Genomic DNA, 25985 nt, shown 5'->3' with positions numbered 1-25985 from the left:
CCATCCGCGTGCAGGGCCATCGCGATAATCCGCACCCATGCACATCCACATCCTGGGCATCTGCGGCACGTTCATGGGCGGTGTCGCGGCCCTGGCCCGCGAAGCCGGGCACAAGGTCACGGGCTGCGACGCCGGCGTGTACCCGCCGATGAGCGACCAGCTGCGCGCCCTGGGCATCGACCTCATCGAAGGTTTTTCCGCCGACCAGATCGCCACCGCGCCCGACGTCTGGGTGATCGGCAACGTGGTCTCGCGCGCGCGCCTGCCCGACGGCACGCCCAAGTACCCGCTGATGGAAGCCATCCTGGAGAAAGGCGACCGCTACACCAGCGGCCCGCAGTGGCTGGCCGAAAACCTGCTGCAGGGCCGGCACGTGCTGGCGGTCGCGGGCACGCACGGCAAGACCACCACCACGTCCATGCTCACGTGGGTGCTGGACCAGGCCGGGCAGGACCCGGGCTTCCTCGTCGGTGGCGTGCCGGTGAACTTCGGCGTTTCCGCGCGCACGGGCTCGGGGCGGGGCTTCGTGATCGAAGCCGACGAGTACGACACCGCGTTCTTCGACAAGCGCAGCAAGTTCGTCCACTACCGCCCGCGCACGGCCATCCTGAACAACCTGGAGTTCGACCACGCGGACATCTTCGACGACCTCGCGGCCATCGAACGGCAGTTCCACCACCTCGTGCGCACCGTGCCCGGCTCGGGCCGCGTGGTGGTCAATGGCCTGGAGGAAAGCCTGGCGCGCGTGCTGCACCAGGGTTGCTGGAGCGAGGTGCGCAGCTTCGGCGCGGCAGTGAGCGACTTCACCGCGGAAGGCGAGCCGCATGCGTTCGACGTGCTGCTGCGCGGGCAGCGCGTGGGCCGCGTCGAATGGGACCTGACCGGCACGCACAACCAGCTGAATGCACTGGCCTCCATCGCAGCTGCGGAGCACGTCGGCGTTTCACCCGCCGACGCGGCGCGCGCGCTGGGCTCGTTCCGCAACGTCAAGCGGCGGATGGAATTGCGCGGCGAAGTGCGCGGCATCCGCGTCTACGACGATTTCGCGCACCACCCCACCGCCATCCGCACCACGGTGGACGGCCTGCGCCGCAAGCTGGGGCCGCAGGGCGGCCGCATCCTCGCGGTGTTCGAGCCGCGCAGCAACACGATGAAGCTGGGCACCATGAAGTCGCAGCTGCCATGGAGCCTGGAGCAGGCCGACCTGGCGATCTGCCATGGCGGCGGCCTGGGCTGGGACGCGCGTGAGGCACTGGTGCCCATGGGCGCGCGGGCGCAAGTGGGCGACACCATCGACGACGTCATCGCGCTGGTCATCGCGGCGGCGAAGCCGGGCGACCACGTCGTGTGCATGAGCAACGGCGGCTTCGGCGGCATCCACGGCCGCCTGCTGGAAGCGCTGGCGCGCTAGCGTTGCTTATTTATTCGAGGGACAGCGGCGCCGGCGCCGTCATGTCCTGCGGCCGCGGGCGCAGCCCCTGCGGCGACGACTCGTGGCCGAGCAGCCCGGAGGGCGAGCTGTGCTGCAGCAGCGACTCGGGTCCCGTCTCACGCCGGAAACCGGATTGCGAAGCGCGCTTCGCGTTCGACGTGATCGCGCCCACCAGGTACAGCGCGGCCAGCGCCTGCGCCAGCTGCGCGCCGACCAGGCCGGTGCGCTGCTGCAGGTCGGCGAAGTTGCCGGGCTCCACCGACAGCTCGCGCAGCAGCAGCAGGTGCGCATCGCGCAGCATGCGCTGCGGCAGGCGCGGCGGCCGGCGGAAGTACAGGACGTCGGTGCGGTAGCGGCGCGGCAGCACGTCGCGCGTGGTGCGCACCGCGTACTGCCACATGAGTTTCGACAGCGAGCAGCGCACGAAGTGGCTGGGAATGGCGGACGCGTCGCGCGGGCGCGGCGTCCATATCGCGTTCTCGATGTCCAGCGGCGAAGCGGAAGGCAGCACGCCCACTTCGCCACGCAAGTCGACCACGGCCACCAGGCCGCCGGCCCCGCTGACGTGGTACACGCCGGCGCCGAGCGCGCTTTCCTGTTCGAGGATCTCGGACGCCAGGCAGAACTGCGCCACCAGGGGCTTGAGCCAGTTCTCCAGCCGCTCCACCACCTCGTCCACCGACTCGGGCCGGGCCAGGTCGAAGGTGAGTTCGGCTTCAAGATGGCGCGGCAGTGGCTGCGCGAAGGCGACGGGCCGGTCGACTTCGGCCAGGTTGATCTGGACGGAGCGGCCGGATGGGATGCCCGACGCGACGCGGAGCATGCCGTCGCCCAGCACCTGGGAGCGGCTGCCGTGGATCCATACAGCGTCGGATTCGCCGAAGCGGGCGAATTCCCAGGTCAGGCCGTTGGGCGAGGCCGCCGGCAGCATCTGGCCGAGCTGTTCCTGCTGCTCCAGGGAGAAGCCGGCCAGCCCAATGCGCAGAATGGGAAGTTCGAGGGACATGGAACTGCATCGCCAGCCCTTCCGTACCGCGCTGCAGGATCGGGCGCGTCCGTACTGAGCTGGTCAAGTAAGCAACCAATGTAGTAAACATGTTACTTCATGTAAAGAGAGCCGAGCGATTCCGTTATTTCGCGCGCCGGTTTTGGACGGCCTGCGACAGATCCTGGAGCAACTCCACGGACTCGGACCAGCCGAGGCAGGCGTCCGTGATGCTCTTTCCGTATTCCAGGTCCGAGATCTGGTCCTTGCCCGGAGTGAACTTCTGCGCCCCGGGCTGCAGGTGGCTTTCCACCATCACGCCGAACACACTGTGTGAGCCACCACTTATTTGCCTGGCGATGTCACGCGCCACGTCGCGCTGCTTCTCGTGCTGCTTGCTGCTGTTGGCGTGGCTGCAGTCGACCATCAGCTTGGGCGGCAGCTTGGCGGCTTCCAGGTCGCGGCAGGCCGCGGCCACGCTGTCGGCGTCGTAGTTGGGCGACTTGCCGCCGCGCAGGATGACGTGGCAGTCCTTGTTGCCGTTGGTCTGCACGATGGCCACCTGCCCGTTCTTGTGCACCGACAGGAAGTGGTGCCCGCGCGCCGCCGCCTGGATGGCGTCGGTGGCGATGCGGATGTTGCCGTCGGTGCCGTTCTTGAAGCCGATGGGCGCCGACAGGCCGGAGGCCAGTTCGCGGTGCACCTGGCTTTCGGTGGTGCGCGCGCCGATGGCGCCCCAGGCGATCAGGTCGCCGATGTACTGCGGCGAGATCACGTCCAGGAACTCGCTGCCGGCCGGTAGGCCCAGGCGGTTGATCTCGATGAGCAGCTGGCGCGCGATGCGCAGGCCTTCGTCGATGCGGTAGCTTTCGTCCAGGTACGGGTCATTGATCAGGCCCTTCCAGCCCACCGTGGTGCGCGGCTTCTCGAAGTACACGCGCATCACGATCTCCAGCGTGCCGGCGAACTTCGTGCGCACTTCCTTCAGCTTGCGCGCGTAGTCCAGCGCCGCCTGCGGATCGTGGATGGAGCACGGCCCGATGACCACCAGCAGCCGGTCGTCGTCGCCGGCCATGATGTCGTGGATGCGGCGGCGGGTCTCGGTGATCAGCTTCTCCACTTGCGTGCCGCGGATGGGGAAGAACCGGATCAGGTGTTCCGGGGGAGGCAGCACGGTGATGTCCTTGATGCGTTCGTCGTCGGTCTCGCTGGTCTTGTCGAGGGGACGCGCATACCAGGGCTCGCTGGCGTTGCTGGCGGGCTGTGCATTCATCGTGGGCTCCTGAAGGGTGCGGAAGGGAAGGGACGAAAAAAAACCGCCGGGGGTCGCCCGGCGGTTTCTGGAGTCTGTTTGCGCTTTCTTTTTTGCAGCGTCACTCAGGACTCTCGACCGCCGGGGCCGGAGAACCAGAAGTAGCCAAAAAAGAAAACGGCTTGCTTGCGCATGGGGCGGGACTCTAACACAGGGGTTCGGCGGCCCCTCAAGCGGTGCCGCCGACGGTCAGGCCGTCGATGCGCAGCGTGGGCTGGCCCACGCCCACCGGCACGCTCTGGCCTTCCTTGCCGCAGGTGCCCACGCCGGTGTCCAGCTTCATGTCGTTGCCGATCATGCTCACGCGCGTGAGCGCGTCGGGCCCGTTGCCCACGATGGTGGCGCCCTTGACCGGGTACTTCAGCTGGCCGTCTTCCACCCACCAGGCTTCGCTGGCGGAGAACACGAACTTGCCGGACGTGATGTCCACCTGCCCGCCGCCGAAGTTGCTGGCGAACAGCCCCTTCTTCACGCTGCGCAGGATTTCCTCGGCCGGCTTGTCGCCGCCCAGCATGTAGGTGTTGGTCATGCGCGGCATCGGGATGTGCGCGTAGCTTTCGCGGCGGCCGTTGCCGGTGGGCGCCACGCCCATCAGGCGCGCGTTGAGCGAATCCTGGATGTAGCCGCGCAGGATGCCGTCCTCGATCAGCACGTTGCGCTGGCTGGGGTTGCCCTCGTCGTCCACGTTCAGCGAGCCGCGGCGGTCCTGGATGGTGCCGTCGTCCAGCACCGTCACGCCCTTGGCCGCCACGCGCTGGCCGATGCGGCCGGAGAACGCGCTGCTGCCCTTGCGGTTGAAGTCGCCTTCCAGGCCGTGGCCCACCGCTTCGTGCAGCAGGATGCCAGGCCAGCCGGGGCCCAGCACCACGGTGAATTCGCCGGCGGGCGCGGGGCGCGCCTCCAGGTTGGTCAGCGCGGCCTGCACCGCGTCGTCCACGTATTCGTTGATGTGCGACTCGTCGAAGTACGCCAGGCCGAAACGGCCGCCGCCGCCGCCGGAGCCCACTTCACGCCGGCCGTTCTGCTCGGCGATGACGGTGACCGACAGGCGCACCAGCGGCCGCACGTCGGCGGCGATGGTGCCGTCGGCGCGCGCGACCATCACCACGTCCCATTCGCTGGCCAGCCCGGCCATGACCTGCACGATGCGCGGGTCCTTGGCGCGGGCGGTCTTCTCCACTTTCTCCAGCAGCTGGACCTTGGACGTGCTGTCCAGCGTGGCGATGGGGTCGAGCGCGGGGTACAGCGAGCGGCTGGACGCCACCTTCTTCGCCGGCACCTTGGCGCGGCCGTTCTTCGCGGCCGACGAGATGGAGCGCACGGTGCGCGCCGCATCCAGCAGCGAAGCTTCGGAGATGTCGTCGGAGTAGGCGAAGGCGGTCTTCTCGCCGCTGACGGCGCGCACGCCCACGCCCTGGTCGATGCTGAAGCTGCCGGTCTTCACGATGCCTTCTTCCAGGCTCCAGCCTTCGCTGCGCGTGTACTGGAAGTACAGGTCGGCATCGTCCACGCGGTGGGCCGTGATCTCGGCCAGCGCTTTCGCGAGGTGGGTTTCGTCGAGGCCGAAAGGTTCGAGCAGCAACTGCCGGGCGGTGGCCAGGCGCTCCAGGGTCGGTTCGCGGGAGATCATCGAGGCATTCTAGGGGCGGGCCGCAGCCCCTGTAGGCCGGGCGGTTACGGAAGAGGCCGGCGCACGGTGGACAGCAGCTGCCGCAACTCCAGCTCAGCCAGGAACACGTGCGCGCTGGAGAACCGGTCGTCGGGCGACTTGGCCATGAGCCGGTCCAGGATGGGCTGCAGCTTCTCGTGCGGCTGCGGCAGCCGGGGCAGCGGCGCACGCAAGTGGTTCGACAGCAGCTCGTTCAGCGTGGGGGCCCTGTACGGCCGCTCGCCGGTGAGCATCTCGTACATCATGACGCCCAGGCTGTAGAGGTCGGATGCCGGTGTGATGTTTTCGCTCGCCGAGGCCTGCTCCGGGCTCAGGTAGTAGGGCGTGCCGACCACGTCGCCATGCCCCGTCTGCGTCAGCGCCAGGTTGTCGGACAGCAGCGACTTGGCGATGCCGAAGTCGGCCAGCGCGACCGTGTCGTCGGCGCGCCGCATGATGTTCTCGGGCTTCAGGTCGCGGTGGATCACGCCCAGCCCATGGATGGCGGTGAGCGCTTGCGCGATCTGTGCCAGCACCTCCAGCACGCGCTGCTGCGCCATGCCCGCGCCGAGCTCGGACCGCAGGTCGCCGCCCGGGAAGTACTCCATCGCGATGTACGCGTGATCGTCGGTGAAGCCCTGGGCGTAGATGCGCACGACGTTCGGGTGCTCGATGCGCGACAGCAGCGCGTATTCCTGGATGAAGCGCGACAGGTGCTCGGAAGCCTTCTTGCCGCTGGCGTCCAGCACCTTCAGCACGACCGGCAGGCCGTCGGGCTCGCGCTCGGCCAGGTACACCTCGGTCATGCCGCCCACGCCGATCTTGCGGGTGAGCCGGTAGCCGCGCAGGCGCAGCGGTTCCTCGCCCGGCGCGAACTGGTGCGCCTTCAGCGCCGACAGCTTGGACTGCAGCGCGCCCTTCACCGCCCGTGCAGTGATCTCCGAATTGACCTGCACCGCGGCGCGCACGTCCTGCGCGCGCGCGGCCAGCGTGGCCATGCCCCAGACCATGCCGGCCTGCTCGGCTTCCAGGCCCAGCACCTCGGCCACTTCCACATAGCCGCCCTGCCCGCGCACCTGCAGCGAGGTCACGCCGCCGGTCTGCACGCCGGCGCCGGCCGACCGGATGACTTCGGTGCTGGCGACCACGGTCCAGCCCAGCTCCTTGCTGGCCGATTCCAGCCGCGCCGCCACGTTGACCGGCTCGCCGATGGCTCCGGTTTCGCGCGCGTCCGCCGTGCCCACACGGCACAACGTGACCTCGCCTTCGTGCAATCCCACGCCGATGGCGAAAGGCGGCAGCCCGCGCCCGGCGAACCGGTCGGCCAGCCAGGTGCGGAATTCGTGCGCGGCCAGCGCCACGCCCAGCGCCGCCGACACGGCACGGCGCGCGTTGGGCAGCGACATGCCTTCGCGGGATTCGGCAAACACAGCCATCAGCCCGTCGCCGATGAACTGGATGTGGCCGCCGCGGTGGCGCAGCACGGGTTCGCAGCAGCGCTCGAAGTACTCGGTCAGCAGCTCGGCCACTTCGGTGGAATTGAGCTTCTCGGCCAGCGCGGTGAAGTTGCGGATGTCGGCGAACAGCACTGTCGCCTGCATCGCCTGGCCGGCGACCACGCCCTGAGGCGCCTCCAGGCCGAACTTGTCGGTGAGCGTGCGCCCGCCGATGCTCTCCGTGAACGCACGTCGCAGGTGTGCCTCGCGCGCGCTGACGGCCTGCTCGATGGAATGGTCGATGCGGCCCTTCTTCTTCAAGAGGCCCTGCAGCGCCTCCAGCAGTTCCACCCGCGTGAACGGCTTGGCCAGGTAGTCGTCGGCGCCCGCCGTCATGCCGCGCCGCATGCTGGCGCGGTCGTCCAGCGCGGTGAGCAGCATCACCGGCGTGGCAGCCAGCTGGTCGTCGGCGCGGATCGCGTCCAGCATCGCGAAGCCGTCCATCTGCGGCATGCTGATGTCGGAGATGACGATGTCCGGCCGCACCTCGCGCGCGCGCTCCAGGCCCAGCGTGCCGTCGATGGCGGTCACGATGTCGTAGCCCTCCAGCTTCAGCAGCCGGGTGATGTTGTTGCGGATGGCGTCGTCGTCCTCGACGACCAGGATGGTGGTCATGCCGCGCCCGCCAGCAGCTTGAACAGCGCACCGTCGTCCAGGTGCGCCAGCCCTTCGCGGGCGGCGCGCTCGAACAGGTCGCGGGCGATGGGACCCAGCGGGCCTTCGAAGCCGGCTTCGTCCGCGGCCTGCACGGCCAGCCGCGTGTCTTTCTGCAGCAGCGTGACGTGCGCGCGCGGCTCGTAGTCGCCGGCGATGGCGCGCCGCAGACGGTCGCTGCCGATCCAGCTCTGGCCGCTGGACTGTTCGATGACGTCCAGCGTGCGCGAGAGGTCAAGGCCCAGGCGCTGCGCCATCGCCAGCGCTTCGGCCGCGCCGGCCAGGTTGATGCCGGCCAGCAGGTTGTTCACCAGCTTGGTCTTCGCGCCGTCGCCGCAGCGCGTGCCGACGCGGAACACCTTGCCGCTCAAGGCCTGCAGCAGCGGGTGGCAGGCGGCCCAGGCCTCGTCGGCGCAGGCGACCATCAGGCTTATCGTCCCGTCGCGGGCGCGCGCGGGGCCGCCGGACATGGGCGCATCGACGGGGAACAGGCCTTGATCGGACAAGCGCTGCGCCAGGCGCTGGGTGTCGGCGGGCGCGATGGTCGGGCAGAGCAGCACCGGTGTGGAAGGCGCGAGCGCCGCGGCCGCGCCGCGAGCACCGAACAGGACTTCCTCGGCTTGGTCCGCATCGACCACGCAGACGATCAGCGCAGAAGCACCTTCCGCCGCCTGCGCCGGATCCGCCGCAGCCGTCGCGCCAGCGGCCACCAGCGCAGCGACTTTTTCGCTCACCAGGTCGCAAGCCCGCACCGCCCAGCCCAGGCCCAGCAGGCGGCCGGCCATGCCGCCGCCCATGTTCCCGGTGCCGACGATGCCGACGGCCTGAGCCTGTCGAAGGGTCACGTCTGCACGAGCCGCTTGGACTTCGCGATGGACATCAGGATCCCCAGCCCGAGCCCCAGCGTCACCATGGCGGTGCCGCCGTAGCTGATGAAGGGAAGGGGCACACCCACCACGGGCAGGATACCGCTGACCATGCCCATGTTCACGAAGGCATAGGTGAAGAAGATCATGGTGATCGCGCCGGCCAGCAGGCGCGAGAACAGCGTCGAGGCTTCCAGCGCGATGGCCAGCCCGCGCAGGATCAGGAAGACGAAGCCGGCGATCAGGCACAGGTTGCCGGCCAGGCCGAATTCCTCGGAGAACGCCGCGAAGATGAAGTCGGTGGTGCGCTCGGGGATGAACTCCAGGTGCGTCTGCGTGCCCTGCATGAAGCCCTTGCCCAGCGGGCCGCCCGAGCCGATGGCGATCATCCCCTGGATGATGTGGAAGCCCTTGCCTAGCGGGTCCTTGCTGGGGTCCAGCAGCGTGCAGATGCGCTGCTGCTGGTAGTCGTGCAGGATGGGCCAGCGGAAGCCGTCGGCGCACAGCTGGTTCTCGAAGACGACGATCAGCACCAGCGCCACCAGGCCGATGACCACCGGCGGCACGATCAGCCTCCACGACAGGCCGGCGAAGAAGATCACCGACACCCCCGCGGCCATCACCAGCAGCGACGTGCCCAGGTCGGGCTGCTTCATGATCAGGCCCACCGGCGCCACCAGGATCAGGGCCGCCATCACGTAGTCCAGCGGCCGCAGCTGGCCTTCGCGCTTCTGGAACCACCAGGCCAGCATCAGCGGCATGGCGATCTTCATGATCTCGCTGGGCTGGATGACCAGGCCCACGTTGATCCAGCGCTTGGCGCCCTTCTTGGTGATGCCGAACACGGCCACCGCCACCAGCAGCGCGACGCCGACGGTGTACAGCGGCACGGCGAAGCTCATGAGCCGCTGCGGCGGGATCTGCGCCACCACGAACATGATGGTGCCGGCGATCAGCATGTTGCGGCCGTGGTCCAGGAAGCGGTTGCCGAAATCGTAGCCCGACGAATACATCGTGAGCAGGCCGGCGCACGCGAGCAGGAACACCGCGAAGGCCAGGGGCCCGTCGAAGCCCTGGATCATGGGCGCGGCGCGCTGCCACAGGGGCGGCTTCTCGAAGACGGCGGACATGGGGCCGGATTATCTCCGCTGGCATCATCCCGCCATGCTCCAGAACCCGCCTTCCGTGACGCATTTGCTGTACTTGCACGGCTTCCGTTCGTCGCCGAAATCGGCCAAGGCGCGGCAGGTCGCCGAGCGGGTGGCCCGCGATCACCCGGACGTGACCTGGTGGTGCCCGCAGCTGCCGCCTTCACCGCGCGAGGCCATGGCAATGGTGACCAACGGTATCGCGGCGTGGCCGCGCGGCCGCATGGGCGTGATCGGTTCCTCGCTCGGCGGCTTCTACGCCACCACCGTCGCCTGCGACACCGGCTGCCGCGCGGTGCTGCTCAACCCCGCCGTCAACGCGGCGCGCGACCTGGCGCGGCACATCGGCGAACAGACCGCCTGGCACGACCCGGCCGAGCACTTCTTCTTCGAGCCGCGTTTCGTCGACGAACTGAAGGCGCTGGAGCGCGGCGCCCCTCCCGACCCGTCGAAGCTTTTCGCCGTCATCGCCAAGGGCGACGAAGTGCTGGATTGGCGCGAGATGACGGGCCGCTACCCGGGGTCGCGCATCAAGCTGCTGGAAGGCGGCGACCATGCGCTGTCGGACTTCGACCGGCACATCGGCGAGGTGCTCGCCTTTTTGGGCCTCTGAGACAATCGCCGCGATGTACGCATTGTTCGAAGAGGCCGGGAAGTTCCAGGCCGGCCGCGTGCTCTCCGAGGCCGAATCGTCGGCCCAGGTCGAGCTGGACAGCGGCAAGCGCGTCAAGGTCAAGGCCGCCAACGTCCTGCTGAAGTTCGAAAAGCCCCAGCCCGCGCAGCTGGTCGCGCAGGCGCAGGCGCTGGCGCAGGACATCGAGCTGCAGCTCGCCTGGGAATTCGCGCCGGAGGAGGAGTTCGGCTTCGCCGACCTGGCGCGCGACTACTTCAGCGCCAACGCCACGCTGGAACAGCAGGCCGCGGCCCTGTTCCGCCTGCACGAGGCGCCGCACTACTTCCGCCGCGCCGGCAGGGGCCGCTTCCGCAAGGCGCCGGCCGAGATCGTGCAGCAGGCGCTGGCCGCCATCGAAAAGAAGAAGCTGGTGCAGCAGCAGATCGCGGCCTGGGCGGCCGAACTGGCCGCGGGCACCTGCCCGGCGCCGATCCGCGAGCAGCTGTACCGCATCCTCTTCAAGCCGGACAAGAACGCGCCCGAATACAAGGCGGTGGTCGAAGCCTCGCGCGCCACGCAGACCGCGCCGCTGGCGCTGCTGCAGAAGGCCGGCGCCATCGACTCGGCCTACCAGTTCCACTGGAAGCGGTTCCTGTTCGACCACTTCCCGAAGGGCACGGGCTTCCCGCCGCTGGCGGCGCCGGCCATCACGCAGGAACTGCCCGTCGCCGCGGTGCAGGCGTTCTCCATCGACGACTCGGCCACCACCGAGATCGACGACGCACTCTCCGTGCAGGGCCTGGGCACCGGCACGGTGACGGTCGGCATCCACATCGCCGCGCCGGGCCTGGCGCTGCAGCCGGGCACGCCCATCGACCAGGTGGCGCGCCAGCGGCTGTCGACGGTGTACATGCCGGGCCACAAGATCACCATGCTGCCCGACGAGGTGGTGCAGGCCTACACGCTGCAGGAAGGCCGCGATTGCCCCGCGGTGTCGCTGTACGTCGTGTTCGACGAAGCCACGCTGGCCGTGCAGTCGTCGGAAACGAAGCTGGAACGCGTGCCGATCACCGCCAACCTGCGGCACGACCAGCTGGACCAGCACGTGACCGAACACTGGCTGGAAGGCCTGCCTTCCGAAGGCGAAGTGCCGGCACCCGCCGCGGCGCTGCGTGAGCCGATGTCCTTCCTGTGGCGGCTGGCCAAGCAGCTGAAGGCGCAGCGCGAAGTGGTGCGAGGCAAGCCCGAAACATTCAACCGGCCGGACTACAACTTCCGGCTGGCGGATCACGACGGCAGCGAGCCCGATGGCTCGGAGACGGTGGAGATCACCGTGCGCCGCCGCGGCGCGCCGCTGGACCTGATCGTGGCCGAGGCCATGATCCTGGCCAACAGCACCTGGGGCCAGTGGCTGGCGGAACTGGGCGTGCCGGGCATCTACCGCAGCCAGGCCAGCCTGGCGCCCGGCGTGAAAGTGCGAATGGGCACCAAGGCGGCGCCGCACGCAGGCATCGGGGTGAAGTGCTACGCGTGGAGCACGTCGCCGCTGCGCCGCTACACCGACCTGGTGAATCAGTGGCAGATCGTGGCCGCCGCACGCCATGGGCGCACCGCGGCACTGGCCGCGCCGTTCAAGCCCAAGGACGCCGACCTCTTCTCCATCATCTCCAGCTTCGACGCGGCGTACACGGCCTACAACGCGTACCAGGCCGGCATGGAACGGTTCTGGACGCTGCGCTACGTGCGCCAGCACGGGCTGGAAACGCTGGAGGGCACGGTCTTCCGCGAAGGCCTGGTGCGCGCCGACGACCTGCCGCTGGTGCTGGCGGCGCTGGGTTCGGAGAACCTGCCGCGCGGATCGCGGGTGCGGGTGAAGCTGGGCGCCATCGACGACATCTCGCTGGACCTGGCGGGCACCGTCGTCGAGCGCCTGGATGCCGCGCCGGCCGCGGTGTCGGATGCAGACGACACCGGCGAGGACGAAGAGCCCGTGGCGGGCCCCATCGCCATTGCCGTGGACGTCGCCGAAGGGGGCGAACCCGACAATGCAGGGGATAATCTGCCCTCGTGAACCTGAAGCAATTCAGCACCCTGCAGATCGCGCTGGGCGTCTCCGTGGCGGTCCACGCCACGCTGCTGACGGTCCGTCTCGTCGACCCCGAAGGCTTCAACCGCGTGTTCCAGGACACGCCGCTGGAAGTGGTGCTGGTCAACGCACGCAGCCAGGAAAAGCCGGAGAAGGCCCAGGCCATCGCCCAGGCCTCGCTGGCCGGCGGCGGCGAAGCGGCCATGGGCCGCGCCACCTCGCCCCTGCCGCCGTCCGCGCTCACCGAGATCGGCGACGCGGCCGAGGACGCGCACCGCAAGATCGACGCGATGCAGGAGCAGCAGATGCTCATGCTGTCGCAGGTCAGGAGCGCGCTGGCGGCCATGCCGCCGCCCGACCCGAAGCAGCCGAACAACACGCCGGAGGCGCAGGCGCGCGAGGAAAAGCGCCGCCAGTTGGTGCAGCTGCTGGCCGAGATCGAGCGCCGCATCAACGAAGAGAACGCGCGGCCGAAGAAGCGCTACATCAGCCCCGCCACCCGCGAGGAGGTGTATGCCGTCTACTACGACACGCTGCGCCGCCGCATCGAGGAGCGTGGCACCACCAACTTCCCCGAGCAGGCCGGCCACAAGCTGTACGGCGAGCTGACCATGATCGTCACCGTCAACCACGACGGCCGCGTGCTCGACACCGAGATCGTCGAAAGCTCCGGCAACCTCACGCTGGACCGCCGCGCGCAAAGCATCGCCAAGGCGTCCGGCCCGTTCGGCCGCTTCAGCGACGCGATGCGCAAGCGCGCCGACCAGATCGTGGTGGTCTCGCGCTTCAAGTTCACGCGCGACGAGACGCTGGAAACCAGGCTCACCGCCCGATGACGCCCGACCGCTACTGCGTGGTCGGCAATCCGGTCGACCACAGCCGCTCGCCCTGGATCCATGCGCGGTTCGCGCGCATGACGGGCCAGCCCGTGGAATACGGCAAGCTGCCCGCGCCGCTGGACGGGTTCGCGGCCACGGTGCGCGCTTTCCGCGATGGCGGCGGCCGCGGCTGCAACGTCACTCTGCCTTTCAAGTTCGAAGCGGCGACGTTCGCCGACAAGCTGAGCGAGCGAGCGCAACTGGCCGGCGCGGTGAACACCCTGCGCTTCGACGGCACCCAGGTGTTCGGCGACAACACCGATGGCGCCGGCCTGGTGCGCGACATCCAGGTACAGGCGGGCGTCCAGCTTGCCGGCCGCCACTTGCTGCTGGTCGGCGCCGGCGGGGGCGCTTCCGGCGTGCTGGGTCCGCTGCTCGACGCGCGGCCCGCGCGCGTGGTGGTTGCCAACCGCACGCTGGACAAGGCCCAGGTCCTGGTCGACAAGCACGCGGCGCTCGCGCGCGAAACCGGTACCGAGCTGCTGGCATGCGGCCTCGCTGAAGTGCGCGGCGCCTTCGACGTCGTGGTGAACGCCACCGCCAGCAGCATCGCCGGCGGCGGCGTGCCGGTGGCGGGCTCGGTGCTCAAGCCCGGCGCGCTGGCCTGCGACATGATGTACGGCGCCGCCGCGCAGGCCTTCCTCGACTGGGCGCGCGAGAACGGCGGCACCGGCCGCGACGGCCTGGGCATGCTGGTGGAACAGGCCGCCGAAGCCTTCCACGTCTGGCGCGGCGTGCGGCCCGACGCCACGCCCGTGCTGGCAGAGTTGCGGGCGCTGGTCGCCGCGGGCTGAGCATGAAAGGCCTGCTGCGCGCGGCGCTGCTGGTCGTGGTGGCCGGCATCCTGCTCGAGCTGTTCTTCGTTCTTCGCATCGCGGCGGCGGCAGTCATCGATCCGCAGTCCACGACGTTCCAGCGTTCCGAAGCGTGGCGCATCGCCACCGAAAAAGACCCTTCGACGCCGCTCAGGACAGGCAAGCTGCGCTGGCGCCAGCAATGGGTGCCATACGAGCGCATCTCCGACAACCTGAAGCGCGCGGTGATCGCTTCCGAGGACGACGGCTTCGTCAACCACGAAGGCGTGGACTGGGAAGCGCTGGAAAAAGCCTGGGAGAAGAACGCCAAGGCCGAGGAGCAGGCCGCGCGCCGCGCCAACCGTCCCAGTGCCACCTCGCAGCTGCGCCCCGCGCCGGCGCCCAAGGTGGTCGGCGGTTCCACGATCACGCAGCAGCTGGCCAAGAACCTGCTGCTGTCCGGCGAGCGCACGCTGCTGCGCAAGGGGCAGGAGTTCGTGCTGACGATGACGCTGGAGGCGACGCTGTCCAAGCGCCGCATCCTGGAGATCTACCTGAACAGCGTCGAGTGGGGCGACGGCGTCTTCGGCGCCGAAGCGGCCGCACAGCATTACTGGCACAAACCGGCGTCGCAACTCAGTGCATATGAAGCTGCGCGCCTGGCCGTCATGCTGCCGCGTCCCAAGTACTTCGAGACGCGATCGCAGTCGGGTTACCTGGCCAGCCGTGCGCAGCTGATCGTCGGGCGCATGCGCAGCGCCGAACTTCCCTAGCGCTTGCCGAAGGTCTGGGCCCAGTAGATGCCGCCTTCGCTGGTCTTGTTGACCGCATAAGCGACGCCCATTTCCTTGAACCCGGGCGCCATGATGTTGGCGCAATGCTCGGGGCTGCGCACCCAGTCGCGCACCACCTGCTCCGGCGTCGTCTGCCCCGAAGCGATGTTCTCGCCGATGCTGCGCCATGCGTAGCCGGTGCGGCCGATGCGGCCGGCCGGCGAACTGCCGTCGCGGCCCTGGTGCTCCAGGTAGCTGTAGCGGGCCATGGACTCCGCATGGGCCTGCGCGGCCTGCGTGAGCTGCGCGTTCAGCGACAGCGGCCCGGCCGCGCCGAACGATTCGCTGCCGCAACGCCGCGGCTGCGCCCTCGCCTGATTCACCAGCGCCAGCACTTGCTCCGCGACGCTGCCCGCCGACGCGGTGGGCGGCGGATCGAAGGGCACCGCCGCGACGATCCAGTACGAAGTGCCGCTGCGCATCACGCCGACTTCGCGCAGGTCCGCTTCCGCCAAGGCGCGGCATTGCGCGCCCAACGCCCGGCCCACCGCCTGCGCGGACCGGTAGCCGCCGAAATTCCACTGGTAGCTGCGCTTGGCGCGGTACCCCGCGGCCTGCAGCGCCTGCTGCAGCGGCGCGCCTTGCGACAACCGCCGCGCCGCGTCGTTCAGCTGCGCGTTGGGCTGCAGCGGACCGGCCGCGCCGCACTGCCGCCGGGCTTGCGCGACGGCCGCGACCAGGTCGTCGTCCTGCGCCGCGGCAGGGCCGCAGGCCACGACCGCTGCCGCCATCACCCCAACCCAGGACGCCATGCGCATCGGTCCAGCATAGCGGCCGGGCGGCGGCGCCCTGTCGGACCGTGCCGCAACCCGTGCAATCGCGGGGGCCGCTGCCCGACCGTGCCCGTATCATCGCGCCCCATGCTTGCCAAGGCGATGAGCCTCTTCCTCCTCGGCCTCGTCCGGCTGCTGACCGGCGCGCAGGCCCGCTGGTACGGCTGCCCGCCCAAGGCCGAACAGCGCATCTACTTCGCCAACCACCAGAGCCACGCCGACCTGGTGATGATCTGGGCGGCGCTGCCGCAGGAGCTGCGCAGCATCACGCGCCCCATCGCGGCGAAGGACTACTGGACCGCGTCGAAATTGAAGCGCTGGATCACCACCGAGGTGTTCAACGCCGTGTACGTGGACCGCGCGCACACCGCCGAGCAGGACCCGCTGGAACCGCTGGTGCAGGCGCTCGAGAGCGGCGACTCCATCATCATCTTCCCCGAAGGCACGCGGGGCTTCGCCGAGGAGCCGCAGCCCTTCAAGGCCGGCCTCTACAACTTGGCGCTGCGCTTCCCGGGCGTGGTGCTGGTGCCGGCGTGGATCGCCAACGTGCAGCGCGTCATGCCCAAGGGCGAGGTGGTACCGGTGCCCATCCTGTGCTCGGTCACCTTCGGCAAGCCCGTCGAGCTGCAGCCCGGCGAGGACCGCCACGACTTCCTGGCCCGCGCCCGCCAGGCCGTCATCGCGCTGCGCGACGTATGAGATCGCTGAACGAGTTCCTGCGCGGCCTGTCCGCCACCGAACAGGTGGGCCTGCTGTTCATCGCGGTGTTCGGCATCCTGGTGCTGGTGAGCGTGGCCGCCTTCCTGCTCACCTTCCGCGGCACGCACGACGCCGAAGACGAGGCGCGCCAGGCCGAGCTGAAGGACTTCCGCCAGCTGCTGTCCACGTCGTGGTTCATGGTCATCGTGTTCTGGATCGGCTGGGCGATGGGCAACACGATGGCGACGGTGCTGTTCGCGCTGATCGCCTTCTTCGCGCTGCGCGAGTTCATCACGCTGTCGCCCACGCGCCGCGCCGACCACCGCAGCCTGGTGCTGGCGTTCTTCGTCGTGCTGCCCGTGCAGTTCTGGCTGGCGGCCACCCGGCACTTCGACCTGTTCACCGTGTTCATCCCGGTGTACGTGTTCCTGGCCATTCCGCTGGCCAGCGCGCTGGGCGGCGACACCAAGGGCTTCCTGGAGCGCAACGCCAAGCTGCAGTGGGGCATCATGGTGTGCGTCTACGGCATGAGCCACGTGCCGGCGCTGCTGCTGCTGGACTTCCGCCAGCCCGGCTACGTGGGCAAGGGCGCGTTCCTGGTCTTCTTCCTGGTGTTCGTGGTGCAGACCTGCATGCTGGTGCAGCACCTGCTGACGCGGCGGCTGCGCAAGCCGCCCAGCCTGCCCGAGGTGAGCAAGAGCTTCAGCTGGTCCACCTGGGCGCTGGGCATGGTGGTGGGCAGCCTGCTGGGCGGGCTGCTGTCGTTCATCACGCCGTTCAAGGCCGGACAGGCGCTGGCCATGGCGTTCATCGCCTGCGCCGCGGGTTCACTGGGCCACCTGGTGATGAAGGCGCTCAAGCGCGATCGCGGCGTGCCCGCGTGGGGACACCGCGCTTCGGTCACCGGCGCCAACGGCCTGCTCGACCGGGTGGACGCGCTCTGCTTCGGCGCGCCGATCTTCTTCCACTCGGTGCGGTGGTACTTCGGGGTTTAAGCGATGACGAGATGACTTCGCTGCTGCGCAGCTCAATGACAAATGGCAATGAGGTCATTCGTCATCGAGCCGCAGGCGATGTCATGCGCGCGCAGCGCGCGTCATTGGCGATCAGCCCGTGATCACCAGCTGGTTGTCGACCGACTTCACGCCTTCGATGTTGCGCGCCAGCTCCGCCGCGCGGCGCCACTGGGCCAGGTTCTTCACTTCGCCCTTCAGGCGCACGTTGCCCTGGGTGGTGTCCACGTTGATCTTCAGCGCGCTCAGCTCCTTGTCGGCCACGATGGCGGCCTTCAGCTTGGTGCCGATGGTCACGTCGTCGATGGCCTGGCCGGCGGTACGCGTGCCGGTCGTGGTGTCGCCGGATCCCAGGCCGCTGGCGCAGCCTGCCAGGGCGAGGGCCAGCATGCCGGCGGTGAGGAGGGCTTTCGTCGGGTTGTGGTTCATCGTGTTCTCCTTCGGTACGTGGTGCCGACGCCACTGTGCCGCGCCATGGCTCCTGTCCTTGTAGGACGACGCCCAACAGGACCGCGGCCATCGGGTGGAACCCGCGTTGTTCAGCCAGGAGGCCGCTGTTAGGCTGGTAACCAGCGTTACCAATCGGGGAGGCCCTGCATGCAAGCCCTCTACACCCCACCCGCCGCTTCCGAAGCCCGCGTGCTGGTGTTCGACATGGCGCAGTGCGCCTGGCAACCCACGGACGACCGCGGCCTGTGGCTCAAGCCCGTGCGGCACGACAACGCGCGCGGCCTGTTCCTGGGCCAGGTGCGGTTCGAAGCCGGCACGCGCAGCGGCCTGCACCAGCACCAGGGCGTGGCCACCAGCTTCGTCATCGACGGCGGACTGACCGACTACCACGGCGCCATCGCCATCCACGAGACGGGCATCAACCTCAAGGGTTCGACGCACGACGCCATCGCGTACCGGCACACGGTGCTGGTGTCGCGCCTGGAAGCGCCCGTCACCTACCCGCACGAAAGCGAGTTCAGCGGCGTGCATGCCGGTTCACACCACGCATCCGTGCTCAACGAAAAGCCGGACGTGCCGCCCGAGGTCAACGTGCCGGTGGACCAGATGCGGCACGAAGACACGCTGGTGCGCGGCGTGCGGCGCCAGCTGATCTTCGACTACGCCGGCACGGGCACCGACCGGCGCATGGTCCAGCTGACGATGAAACCCGGCGTGGACTTCCACTTCCAGGCCGGCGACGTCACCGAGTTCTGGGTGCGCGGCGGCCTGTTGTCGGTCAACGGCGAAGAAGCGCACGGCGACTGCTTCATCGTGTGCGAACCCGGCGCGCGCGTGCACTTCCGCTCGCCCTACGGCGCGCTGCTCCTGGGCTGGGCCGAAGGCCGCGAAGCCAGCCAGGGCAACCTGTTCGGCTTCTAGCGCAAGCCGCGCACGGCGGCCACCAGCTTGTCCGCGGTGGCGCCGAACCTTTCCAGCTCTTCGGCGGAGATGCCGTTGAACAACTCGGCCTCGCGCTTTTTCGCGGTGCGCCCCACCTTCGTGAACAGGCGCTGCCCTTCCGCCGACAGGTAGAGCCGGCTGCGGCGCTGGTCGCCCGGGTCTTCCTTCTTCACCAGCCGGCCCGTCTTGTCCAGGCCGGCGATGGCGCGGCTGACGGCCATCTTGTCCAGGCCGGTGGATTCCGCGATGTCGGCCGCCGCCACGCCCGGGTGCGAGGCCAGCACCACCATCGCCCGCCATTCGTTGAGCGTGAGGTGGTTGGCCTTGCCCACGGTGTCGTGGAACGGGCGGGCGGTGAGGTTCACCACCCGCACCAGCTTGAAGAACAGCGAGCTGTCGACGGGCAGGGATTCAGCCATGGTTCTCGCGCGTCAAGCCTTGCGGGTCTTGGCGACCACTTCTTCCACCTTGCCGATGAAGGTGGGCTGGATCTGCGCCTTCCAGCGCGCGTAGGTGCGGCGGGTGGCGACCTGCCACTCCTGCATCTCGGCCGGCGTGGGCTGGTGCACGTTCACGCCCAGCGCGCTGACGGCCTGCACGTCTTCGGCGAACAGCTTGCGCACCAGCGTGATCTGCTGCCTGGCCGCGTCCTGTGCCGCCTCGCGCACGATCTTCTGGTCGGCCGGCGTCCAGCTGGACCACACCGGCGCGGCGATGGCGTACAGCAGGATGTCGTTGGAGTAGTTCCACTTGGTAACGTACTTCTGGCCCAGCGTGTTGATCTTCGCGGCCAGGAACACTTCCAGCGGATTCTCCTGCGCGTCCACCGCGCCCGAAGCCAGCGCGGGCTGCGCATCGGCCCAGCTCATGAAAGTGGGGTTGGCGCCCATGCTGCTCATGATCTCGCCATACATCGGGCTGCCGACCACGCGCACCTTGATGCCCTTCAGGTCGTCGGGCTTGAGGATCGGCCGCTTGCTGTTGCTGATCTGGCGGTAGCCGGTCTCGCCCACGGCCAGCGGCTCGGCGCCGGCCTTGCGCACCATGTCGAAGTACTCGTTCATCAGCGCGGTGTTGCCGATCACCGCGTCGTACGCCTTGTGGTCGGGCAGCAGGAAAGGCAGCGTGAACGCCGACAGCTCGCGCACCGTGCCGCTCCAGTTGATGGGCGCGCCGCAAAGCACGTCGATCACGCCCTGGCGCATGGCGGAGAACTCGCGGTCCTGCTGGCCCTGCACCAGCGAGGCGCCGGGGTACTGCTTGATGTTGATGCGGCCACTGGTTCGCTCGCGCACGAGGTTGGCGAAGATCTCGCCGCCCTTGCCCCAGGCGAAAGCCGGCGGCACGACCGTGCTCATCTTGTACTCGGCCTTGTAGGCGCCCTGCGCCCACGCGAAGCGGGGCAGCGCGACGGCCGCGGCGGCGCCGGCGGCAAGCGGAAGGAGTTGGCGACGTTGCATGGCGGTGTCTCCTGTCGTCGGCTGCGGGATCAATAACCCAGCTGGCGCGGCAGCCAAAGCGCCAGCTCGGGGTAGAAGAACACGGCCGCGATCATGACGAGGAAACTGACGATGAACCAGAGCACCCACGGCACGGTGCTTTCGATCGGCACGCCGGCCATGCGGCAGCTGACCATCAGGTTCACCGCCAGCGGCGGCGTGAACTGCGCCTTCGCCACCACCAGCGTGAGCAGCACGCCGAACCACACCAGGTTCCACTGGAAGGCCTGGGCGATGGGGTACAGCAGCGGCACGAAGACCAGGAAGATCGATACGCCGTCGATGAACATCGACAGCACCAGCAGGGCCACCAGCACCAGCGCCAGCGTGCCGCTGCTGCCCATGCCGGCGGCTTTCACCCACACGGCCAGCGGGTCGGCCACGCCCAGTGTGTTGATGGCGTACGCGAACACGCCCGCGCCGGCCAGGATCAGCATGATGACGGCGGAGATTTCGGCCGCCTCGCGGAAGATGCCGTATAGATCGCGCCAGCCGATGGTGCGGTGGATGGCCATGCCGACGAACAGGCCGTAACCCACGGCGACGGCCGCCGCTTCGGTCGGCGTGAACCAGCCCACGCGCATGCCGCCCAGGATCAGCACCGGCGCGGCCAGGCCCCAGGCCGCTTCGCGCAGCGAGCGCCAGAACGGCGGCCGGGGCAGTTTCGCTTCCTCCTGGCCGAAGCCGTGCTTGCGTGACAACCAGATCGCCGGCGCGATGAGCGCCACACCGGCCAGCACGCCGGGGATCATGCCGGCGGCGAACAACGCCGGCACCGACGCGCCCGGTACCAGCACGCTGTAGACCACGAACGCGATGGAAGGCGGGATGAGGATGTCGGTGGCCGCCGCGGCGCCGACGACGGTGGCGGAGAACGGCGCCGGGTAACCGGCCTTGGCCATCGCCGCGATCATCACGCCGCCCACGGCCGCGGCGTTGGCCGGCCCCGAGCCGCTGATGCCGCCCAGCACCATCGCCACGATGATGGCCACCGTCGGCAGCATGCCGGGACCGCGGCCCACGCACGCGATGGCGAACGTGACCATGCGCTGCGCCACGCCGGAACGGTCGAAGATGGAGCCCACCAGCACGAACATCGGCAGCGCCAGCAGCGGGTACTTGGCGACGGCGGAATAGAAGTTCTGCGGCGCGGCCATCAGGCCGAAGTACTGCGTGTCGAGGTTCGCGGCGACGATGCACAGCGCGGCGCTGAGCACCAGCCCCACCGCGATGGGCACGCCCAGCAGCAGCAGCGTGACGAAGGAGACGAGCAGCAGGGTGGCGATCACTGCGCGCCCTCCCCTCGCCACGCCTTGCGGAACTCCATCGCGGCGCGCGCGGCGATGGCCACGCACAGCGGCGGGATGAAGATGCCGTACCACCACAGCGGCACGCCCAGGCCCATCGACGTCTCGGCGTACTTCAGCTGGTCGGCGACCCAGCGGCCGAACAGCACGGCCAGCAGCAGGAAGGTGAACGTGGTGGCGGCCGTGCCCAGCAGCTTCAGGCCGCGGCGCGGCACTTCCCCGCCTTCCGGCGTGCGGCGGTTGGCGAAGAACTCGATGCGGATGTGGCGGTCGCCCCGCCCCACCGCCGCGGCGCCCGCGAGCGTCACCACGACCATCAGGAACACCGAGATCTCCTCGGTCCAGGCGAACGATTCGTCGGTGAAGTAGCGCGTCACCACGTTGGCGAGCGTGATCACCAGCAGCAGCGCGAGGCCGAAGACGGCGATGCGCTCCTCCCAGGGCGGGCGTTGCGGCTTCATGTGCGACCGCCTCGCACCAGCGCGATGGCGGCATCGACGATGACCGGCGGCGCTATGCGCGATTGCGCTTCCAGCACCGGCGCGTAACCCACCGGGATGCGCGGCGCGCCGAGGCGCCGCACGCGGCAGCCGGTGTGCTCGGCCGCGGTGGCGGCGATCTCCGCGCCGAATCCCGCGACCTGCACCGCCTCGTGCACGACGAGCAACCGGCCCGTGCGTGCGCAAGAGGCCAGCACCGCTTCGCGGTCCCACGGCCACAGCGTGCGAAGGTCGATGAGATCCACCTGCACGCCTTGCGCGGCGAGCGTTTCGCAAGCCTGCTCGCACAGGTGCACCTGCCGGCTCCAGCTGACCAGGGTGAGATCACCACCGGCGCGCACCGTGCGGGCCTTGCCCAGCGGCGACGCTTGCGACGGGTCAACCGGACCCTGCACGCCCCACAGCGTCTTGTGTTCCATGAACACCACCGGGTCTTCGGCATCGATGGCAGTGCGCAGCAGCCCATAGGCGTCCTGCGGCGTCGACGGACAACACACCACCAGGCCGGGCACGTGCGCGAACCACGCTTCCAGCGATTGCGAGTGCTGCGCGGCGGAAGAATCCCAGATGCCGATGGGCATGCGCATCACCACCGGCACGCGGCCCTGGCCGCCGAACATGAAGCGGTTTTTGGCAGCCTGGTTGACCACTTCGTCCATGGCGCAGAGCGCGAAGTCCACCACGCGCATCTCGACCACCGGGCGCATACCAGCCAGTGCCATGCCCACGCCGGCGCCCAGGATGGTGGCTTCGGAGATCGGCGTGTCGATCACGCGTGCAGCGCCGAAGCGCTGCTGCAACCCCGCGTACTGGCCGAAGATGCCGCCGCGGCCCACGTCCTCGCCCAGCACCACCACGCGAGAGTCGGCTTCCATCGCATGCTGCACGGCCAGCGCGGCGGCTTGCGCGCAGCCGAGGTCGGCGCTCAGAACCATGTGCCGGCTCCCGTGGTCTGCACTTCGGTGAAGGCGGCGGCCGCATCGGGCCAGGGCGCATCGCCGGCCGCTTTCACCGCGGCGAAGATTTCGTCGCGGGCTTCGGTTTCCAGCGTGCGCACGTCCTGTTCGCTGCCGCCCGCGGCGCGATACGTGGCGATGGCATGCACCAGCGGATCGTCGCGCAGCGCGGCTTCCACTTCCGCCGGGTCGCGGTACTTCGCCGGATCGACCGACACGTGGCCCTTCAATCGGTACGTCGTCGCGTGCAGCAGGCGCGGGCCCGAGCCGGCGCGAATCTGCGCCACGAGCTCGCCCGCGGCGCGCCACACGGCGGCCACGTCGTTGCCGTCCACCGGCGTCGCGGGCACGTCGAGCGACCGCGCACGCGCCGAAGCGCCCTCGCCCGCCGTCATCGGCGCCGTCGCGGTGGTGGCGCTCCAGCGGTTGTCTTCGCAGACGAACAGCACCGGCAGCGAATGGATGCGGGCCCAGTTCAGCGCTTCGAGGAAAGGGCCGCGGTTGATGGCGCCATCGCCGAAGAAGCAGCAGGTGATGGCGTCGCCGCCGGCCAGCTTCTGCGCGTGCGCCGCGCCCACCGCGATGGGCAGGCCCGCCGCCACCACGCCGTTGGCGCCCAGCATGCCCACCGAGAAATCGGCGATGTGCATGGAGCCGCCGCGGCCGCCGTTGCAGCCCGTGGCCTTGCCGAACAGCTCGGCCATCATGCGCGCGGGATCGGCGCCCTTGGCCAGCGTGTGGCCGTGGCCGCGGTGCGTGGAGGTGAGGTAGTCATCGCGCCGCAGGTGGGCGCACACGCCGGCGGCGACGGCTTCCTGCCCGGTGGACAGGTGCAGCGGCCCCCGCACGCGCGCCTTGCCGTCGGAGGACTGGCCGTAGGCGCTGACGCCGCCCTGACTGGCTTCTTCGGCGGCGTCTTCGAACGCGCGGATGCGCAGCATGGTTCGCAGGAGGCCGCGCAGGACGGGCGGCTCGGGCATCGCGGGGCTGGTGGGCATCCGGTGAAGCTGCGTGGGTCTCGCCGGATCGTATCTGCCGCTGCGAATCGCGCCCGAAAGGGTTTTCCCCGGTCGCGGCGACCGCCAGGAAAGCCACAGGCCTGGCCGCATTCGCGCGGCTAGACTCGGGGCACCCATGCGCATCCTCGGCATCGATCCCGGCTTGCAGACCACCGGCTTCGGCGTGGTCGACGTGGACGGCCACGCGCTGCAGTACGTCGCCAGCGGCACCATCACCACGGGCCACATCGAGCGCGGCGACCTGCCCGCGCGGCTGAAGGTGCTGTTCGACGGCATCACCGAGGTGCGCGACCGCTACCAGCCCGACGCGGCTTCGGTGGAGATCGTCTTCGTCAACGTCAACCCGCAGGCCACGCTGCTGCTGGGCCAGGCGCGCGGCGCCTGCGTCACCGCGCTGGTGGCTTGCGCGCTGCCCGTCGCGGAATACACCGCGCTGCAGATGAAGCAGGCGGTGGCGGGCTATGGCCGGGCGGGTAAGGCGGAAGTGCAGGAGATGGTGAAGCGGCTGCTGAAATTGCCGGGCGTGCCGGGCAAGGACGCGGCGGATGCGTTGGGCTTGGCGATCACGCATGCGCATGTGGGGGCGTCGATTTCGCGCATCGCCGGTGCCACGGCTACTACGAAGAAGACCACGGGCGCTTATCGCGCTGGTCGGGCGTACTGATTCAAGTTCGCGCGAACTGGCCGGCCCGGGCTGGGGGAGGTCTCTTGCACGAATGTCCTCCTGATCGCGGCTTACCGCCGCTCGGTCATTCCCCCTGATCTTTCGTGCAAGAGACCTCCCCCAGCCCGGGCCTGCATCGTGGCGACTCAGCACCTCGGCATCCCGCGCAGACGATGCAAGTGCGCCCTTCGTGGCAAGTCTTGGCCGACCAAGTGACGGTAGCGAGAGAACGCAAGGCACTAAGTGCCTGCTTGTGAGTGGTTTGCTTGCATGGCATTTCGGTCTGCGTATAGTCGCACCTAAATGACCGCGGGGAGCTAAGAAGCCGTGCCAGATCAGACACTTGCGCTCGCCGTAACGGCGAGTTTATTCGGCACGTGCGGGTTTGCAGGTTCCGAAACGCGCTCCAAATTACGTTAGACGTCACACAAACATCGAGGAGACATAAGTGACCTACTACGCACAGCATGGGTTCGCCACTAACGAGGTGGTTGGCGCCGTGGCGGCGGCATTGCTCCACGACCTGCACGTGAACAACTTCGTCTTCGCCGGCTTCCCTGCGGTGTCAGTGATGCAGAAGGATGAGTCGTTCGAAATTCGGCTCGCTCTTGATGGCATGGAAAGCGAGGCTCTGGTCATTCCGTTCAAGACTGGGAAGGAGTTTGCCCGCACGTTCCAGAAGAAGCAGCAGATCGGTTCGGAGTGGATGCGAAAGATCCAAGACTTGGTGGTGCAGATCGAGCGCCAGTCGTCCGAGAGGAACGACGCACGGCGGAGGGTTGCGGCCGGTGACGTCTAACAGGTCGGCCGACTCGGACACGTTGCGGCAAGGGGCCGGTCACCTTTACGTTAGAGCGCAGGGAGACGCTCATGGAACTCGACGATCGCTTTGTTCGCTGGCAAGGCCAGGCAATCACCCAACTTTCCTTTACAGTCAACCTGTTCGCGGGCTTTTCCGTCGGCGCGCTTGCATATGTCCTTTCTTACCTTCGTGAGCCCACATTCACCCCACAGGGCTGCTACGCAATCCTCTACATCGCGTCTCTTGTCCTTCTCCTCGTCTCCGTCGTGCTCGCTGTAGGCATGGTCATTTCGCGTGTTATCGACTTCCGAGCAACGGCCCAGGTTGTGCGAAGCCGACAGGAGTCTGCAACGCCGCAAGCAATCGCAGAGTTGTCGAATACTGCGAATCTTCTTGGCAAAGCAACTTGGCGGTTCTTCTGGGGCATGCTTGGAACGTTTGGTCTCGGAATTGCCACATTCACAGCAAGTTTGGTAAGCGTGTATGCGTCTCGCATTCTTCAAGGCGCCGCGCTCTAACAGGTTGTTCGACATGGACGCGGAGCTTGCCTCGTTTTCGTTGACACTCTTACCTAACGGAGAGAGTGGTCAATGGCAAAGAGAAACGGGCCAGCCAA

26 protein-coding genes are annotated in these 25985 nt (G+C 68.7%); 12 read left to right on the top strand and 14 right to left on the bottom strand.

All coding sequences use genetic code 11. The annotated features are described in order from the left end of the window. Positions 1-37 precede the first annotated feature (37 nt). The gene (gene mpl, locus EZ216_RS20625) at positions 38-1411 is read left to right on the top strand and encodes a UDP-N-acetylmuramate:L-alanyl-gamma-D-glutamyl-meso-diaminopimelate ligase (protein WP_135251686.1); all 1374 of its coding nucleotides are present in this window, start codon (positions 38-40) and stop codon (positions 1409-1411) included. A 10-nt stretch (positions 1412-1421) separates the two neighbouring features. On the opposite strand, the gene EZ216_RS20620 is transcribed toward mpl, so the two are convergent. The 6 genes from EZ216_RS20620 to rodA all read right to left on the bottom strand — a co-directional run bounded on the left by EZ216_RS20620 (position 1422) and on the right by rodA (position 9523). Continuing rightward, positions 1422-2438 carry a hypothetical protein gene (locus tag EZ216_RS20620; protein WP_135251685.1) on the bottom strand — a complete coding sequence of 339 codons (1017 nt, stop codon included), beginning with the start codon at positions 2436-2438 and terminating at the stop codon, positions 1422-1424. A 124-nt stretch (positions 2439-2562) separates the two neighbouring features. Further along, the gene (locus tag EZ216_RS20615; RefSeq protein ID WP_135251684.1) at positions 2563-3690 is read right to left on the bottom strand and encodes a 3-deoxy-7-phosphoheptulonate synthase; all 1128 of its coding nucleotides are present in this window, start codon (positions 3688-3690) and stop codon (positions 2563-2565) included. A gap of 208 nt (positions 3691-3898) precedes the next feature. Beyond that, positions 3899-5359, bottom strand: a complete 1461-nt coding sequence (gene tldD / locus EZ216_RS20610; RefSeq protein WP_135251683.1) for a metalloprotease TldD — start codon at positions 5357-5359, stop codon at positions 3899-3901. A gap of 44 nt (positions 5360-5403) precedes the next feature. Beyond that, on the bottom strand, positions 5404-7488 hold the full coding sequence (locus EZ216_RS20605; RefSeq protein WP_135251682.1) for a protein kinase domain-containing protein: 2085 nt from the start codon (positions 7486-7488) through the stop codon (positions 5404-5406). After that, positions 7485-8372: an NAD(P)-dependent oxidoreductase gene (locus tag EZ216_RS20600; protein WP_239024467.1), complete on the bottom strand. Its 888-nt coding sequence runs from the start codon at positions 8370-8372 to the stop codon at positions 7485-7487. Before EZ216_RS20600 ends, EZ216_RS20605 begins: the two co-directional genes overlap by 4 nt. Continuing rightward, positions 8369-9523, bottom strand: coding sequence for a rod shape-determining protein RodA (gene rodA, locus EZ216_RS20595; RefSeq protein WP_135251681.1), 1155 nt, complete (start codon positions 9521-9523; stop codon positions 8369-8371). The genes EZ216_RS20600 and rodA overlap by 4 nt, the downstream gene beginning before the upstream one ends. 34 nt (positions 9524-9557) lie before the next feature. Between rodA and EZ216_RS20590 the strand changes: the two genes are divergently transcribed. From EZ216_RS20590 to EZ216_RS20570, 5 genes are read left to right on the top strand one after another with little or no spacing between them, the layout of a single operon-like run. Continuing rightward, on the top strand, positions 9558-10154 hold the full coding sequence (locus EZ216_RS20590) for a YqiA/YcfP family alpha/beta fold hydrolase (protein ID WP_135251680.1): 597 nt from the start codon (positions 9558-9560) through the stop codon (positions 10152-10154). A gap of 13 nt (positions 10155-10167) precedes the next feature. Then, positions 10168-12225 (top strand): ribonuclease catalytic domain-containing protein, encoded by a 2058-nt coding sequence (locus tag EZ216_RS20585; RefSeq protein WP_135251679.1) that lies wholly within the window; start codon positions 10168-10170, stop codon positions 12223-12225. Positions 12226-12227: 2 nt separating this feature from the next. After that, the gene (locus tag EZ216_RS20580; RefSeq protein WP_135251711.1) at positions 12228-13076 is read left to right on the top strand and encodes an energy transducer TonB; all 849 of its coding nucleotides are present in this window, start codon (positions 12228-12230) and stop codon (positions 13074-13076) included. Beyond that, complete coding sequence (aroE, locus tag EZ216_RS20575; RefSeq protein WP_135251678.1) at positions 13073-13912, top strand: shikimate dehydrogenase; 840 nt, start codon at positions 13073-13075, stop codon at positions 13910-13912. The genes EZ216_RS20580 and aroE overlap by 4 nt, the downstream gene beginning before the upstream one ends. Before the next feature lie 2 nt (positions 13913-13914). After that, positions 13915-14685, top strand: a complete 771-nt coding sequence (locus EZ216_RS20570) for a transglycosylase domain-containing protein (RefSeq protein WP_135251677.1) — start codon at positions 13915-13917, stop codon at positions 14683-14685. Here EZ216_RS20570 and EZ216_RS20565 read toward each other — a convergent pair. Continuing rightward, entirely contained in the window at positions 14682-15497 is an 816-nt protein-coding gene (locus EZ216_RS20565) for a CAP domain-containing protein (protein WP_167773007.1), read from the bottom strand. The two genes, EZ216_RS20570 and EZ216_RS20565, sit on opposite strands and share 4 nt — an antisense overlap. A gap of 108 nt (positions 15498-15605) precedes the next feature. Here EZ216_RS20565 and EZ216_RS20560 point away from each other — a divergent pair, with 108 nt between their 5' ends. Both EZ216_RS20560 and EZ216_RS20555 read left to right on the top strand, forming a co-directional pair. Then, on the top strand, positions 15606-16217 hold the full coding sequence (locus tag EZ216_RS20560) for a lysophospholipid acyltransferase family protein (protein WP_135251675.1): 612 nt from the start codon (positions 15606-15608) through the stop codon (positions 16215-16217). Positions 16218-16222: 5 nt separating this feature from the next. Beyond that, positions 16223-17212 carry a phosphatidate cytidylyltransferase gene (locus tag EZ216_RS20555; RefSeq protein ID WP_135251710.1) on the top strand — a complete coding sequence of 330 codons (990 nt, stop codon included), beginning with the start codon at positions 16223-16225 and terminating at the stop codon, positions 17210-17212. A 111-nt stretch (positions 17213-17323) separates the two neighbouring features. On the opposite strand, the gene EZ216_RS20550 is transcribed toward EZ216_RS20555, so the two are convergent. Next, entirely contained in the window at positions 17324-17659 is a 336-nt protein-coding gene (locus EZ216_RS20550; RefSeq protein ID WP_135251674.1) for a BON domain-containing protein, read from the bottom strand. 168 nt (positions 17660-17827) lie between these two features. Here EZ216_RS20550 and EZ216_RS20545 point away from each other — a divergent pair, with 168 nt between their 5' ends. Further along, positions 17828-18601: a cupin domain-containing protein gene (locus tag EZ216_RS20545; RefSeq protein ID WP_135251673.1), complete on the top strand. Its 774-nt coding sequence runs from the start codon at positions 17828-17830 to the stop codon at positions 18599-18601. Here EZ216_RS20545 and EZ216_RS20540 read toward each other — a convergent pair. Genes EZ216_RS20540 through EZ216_RS20515 form a run of 6 tightly spaced genes read right to left on the bottom strand, consistent with a single transcriptional unit; the run spans position 18598 to position 23882 of the window. Further along, the gene (locus EZ216_RS20540; RefSeq protein WP_135251672.1) at positions 18598-19041 is read right to left on the bottom strand and encodes a MarR family winged helix-turn-helix transcriptional regulator; all 444 of its coding nucleotides are present in this window, start codon (positions 19039-19041) and stop codon (positions 18598-18600) included. The genes EZ216_RS20545 and EZ216_RS20540 overlap by 4 nt on opposite strands. A 12-nt stretch (positions 19042-19053) precedes the next feature. Further along, on the bottom strand, positions 19054-20082 hold the full coding sequence (gene dctP / locus EZ216_RS20535) for a TRAP transporter substrate-binding protein DctP (RefSeq protein WP_135251671.1): 1029 nt from the start codon (positions 20080-20082) through the stop codon (positions 19054-19056). A 29-nt stretch (positions 20083-20111) separates the two neighbouring features. Further along, positions 20112-21410: a TRAP transporter large permease gene (locus EZ216_RS20530; protein WP_135251670.1), complete on the bottom strand. Its 1299-nt coding sequence runs from the start codon at positions 21408-21410 to the stop codon at positions 20112-20114. Beyond that, the gene (locus tag EZ216_RS20525; protein WP_135251669.1) at positions 21407-21889 is read right to left on the bottom strand and encodes a TRAP transporter small permease; all 483 of its coding nucleotides are present in this window, start codon (positions 21887-21889) and stop codon (positions 21407-21409) included. Before EZ216_RS20525 ends, EZ216_RS20530 begins: the two co-directional genes overlap by 4 nt. After that, positions 21886-22863: an alpha-ketoacid dehydrogenase subunit beta gene (locus EZ216_RS20520; protein WP_135251668.1), complete on the bottom strand. Its 978-nt coding sequence runs from the start codon at positions 22861-22863 to the stop codon at positions 21886-21888. The genes EZ216_RS20525 and EZ216_RS20520 overlap by 4 nt, the downstream gene beginning before the upstream one ends. Next, complete coding sequence (locus tag EZ216_RS20515) at positions 22854-23882, bottom strand: thiamine pyrophosphate-dependent dehydrogenase E1 component subunit alpha (protein WP_239024466.1); 1029 nt, start codon at positions 23880-23882, stop codon at positions 22854-22856. Before EZ216_RS20515 ends, EZ216_RS20520 begins: the two co-directional genes overlap by 10 nt. Before the next feature lie 136 nt (positions 23883-24018). Between EZ216_RS20515 and ruvC the strand changes: the two genes are divergently transcribed. The 3 genes from ruvC to EZ216_RS20500 all read left to right on the top strand — a co-directional run bounded on the left by ruvC (position 24019) and on the right by EZ216_RS20500 (position 25887). Continuing rightward, positions 24019-24567: a crossover junction endodeoxyribonuclease RuvC gene (gene ruvC, locus EZ216_RS20510; RefSeq protein WP_135251667.1), complete on the top strand. Its 549-nt coding sequence runs from the start codon at positions 24019-24021 to the stop codon at positions 24565-24567. A 448-nt stretch (positions 24568-25015) separates the two neighbouring features. After that, a complete protein-coding gene (locus tag EZ216_RS20505) occupies positions 25016-25366 on the top strand; it encodes a hypothetical protein (RefSeq protein ID WP_135251666.1) in 351 nt (116 codons plus the stop codon). A 71-nt stretch (positions 25367-25437) separates the two neighbouring features. Next, positions 25438-25887: a hypothetical protein gene (locus EZ216_RS20500; RefSeq protein ID WP_135251665.1), complete on the top strand. Its 450-nt coding sequence runs from the start codon at positions 25438-25440 to the stop codon at positions 25885-25887. Positions 25888-25985: the final 98 nt, after the last annotated feature.

This window comes from Ramlibacter humi, from assembly GCF_004681975.1.
Classification (GTDB): Bacteria; Pseudomonadota; Gammaproteobacteria; order Burkholderiales; family Burkholderiaceae_C; genus Ramlibacter; species Ramlibacter humi.
The sequence above is the reverse complement of the archived record's forward strand: the minus strand, read 5'-3'. Positions and strand labels throughout refer to the sequence as shown.

Coding starts and splice junctions, on each gene's coding strand:
- mpl (WP_135251686.1), top strand. CDS start 38: ATGCACATCCACATCCTGGGCATCTGCGGCACGTTCATGGGCGGTGTC.
- EZ216_RS20620 (WP_135251685.1), bottom strand. CDS start 2,438: ATGTCCCTCGAACTTCCCATTCTGCGCATTGGGCTGGCCGGCTTCTCC.
- EZ216_RS20615 (WP_135251684.1), bottom strand. CDS start 3,690: ATGAATGCACAGCCCGCCAGCAACGCCAGCGAGCCCTGGTATGCGCGT.
- tldD (WP_135251683.1), bottom strand. CDS start 5,359: ATGATCTCCCGCGAACCGACCCTGGAGCGCCTGGCCACCGCCCGGCAG.
- EZ216_RS20605 (WP_135251682.1), bottom strand. CDS start 7,488: ATGACCACCATCCTGGTCGTCGAGGACGACGACGCCATCCGCAACAAC.
- rodA (WP_135251681.1), bottom strand. CDS start 9,523: ATGTCCGCCGTCTTCGAGAAGCCGCCCCTGTGGCAGCGCGCCGCGCCC.
- EZ216_RS20590 (WP_135251680.1), top strand. CDS start 9,558: ATGCTCCAGAACCCGCCTTCCGTGACGCATTTGCTGTACTTGCACGGC.
- EZ216_RS20585 (WP_135251679.1), top strand. CDS start 10,168: ATGTACGCATTGTTCGAAGAGGCCGGGAAGTTCCAGGCCGGCCGCGTG.
- aroE (WP_135251678.1), top strand. CDS start 13,073: ATGACGCCCGACCGCTACTGCGTGGTCGGCAATCCGGTCGACCACAGC.
- EZ216_RS20570 (WP_135251677.1), top strand. CDS start 13,915: ATGAAAGGCCTGCTGCGCGCGGCGCTGCTGGTCGTGGTGGCCGGCATC.
- EZ216_RS20565 (WP_167773007.1), bottom strand. CDS start 15,497: ATGGCGTCCTGGGTTGGGGTGATGGCGGCAGCGGTCGTGGCCTGCGGC.
- EZ216_RS20560 (WP_135251675.1), top strand. CDS start 15,606: ATGCTTGCCAAGGCGATGAGCCTCTTCCTCCTCGGCCTCGTCCGGCTG.
- EZ216_RS20550 (WP_135251674.1), bottom strand. CDS start 17,659: ATGAACCACAACCCGACGAAAGCCCTCCTCACCGCCGGCATGCTGGCC.
- EZ216_RS20545 (WP_135251673.1), top strand. CDS start 17,828: ATGCAAGCCCTCTACACCCCACCCGCCGCTTCCGAAGCCCGCGTGCTG.
- EZ216_RS20540 (WP_135251672.1), bottom strand. CDS start 19,041: ATGGCTGAATCCCTGCCCGTCGACAGCTCGCTGTTCTTCAAGCTGGTG.
- dctP (WP_135251671.1), bottom strand. CDS start 20,082: ATGCAACGTCGCCAACTCCTTCCGCTTGCCGCCGGCGCCGCCGCGGCC.
- EZ216_RS20525 (WP_135251669.1), bottom strand. CDS start 21,889: ATGAAGCCGCAACGCCCGCCCTGGGAGGAGCGCATCGCCGTCTTCGGC.
- EZ216_RS20520 (WP_135251668.1), bottom strand. CDS start 22,863: ATGGTTCTGAGCGCCGACCTCGGCTGCGCGCAAGCCGCCGCGCTGGCC.
- EZ216_RS20515 (WP_239024466.1), bottom strand. CDS start 23,882: ATGCCCACCAGCCCCGCGATGCCCGAGCCGCCCGTCCTGCGCGGCCTC.
- ruvC (WP_135251667.1), top strand. CDS start 24,019: ATGCGCATCCTCGGCATCGATCCCGGCTTGCAGACCACCGGCTTCGGC.
- EZ216_RS20500 (WP_135251665.1), top strand. CDS start 25,438: ATGGAACTCGACGATCGCTTTGTTCGCTGGCAAGGCCAGGCAATCACC.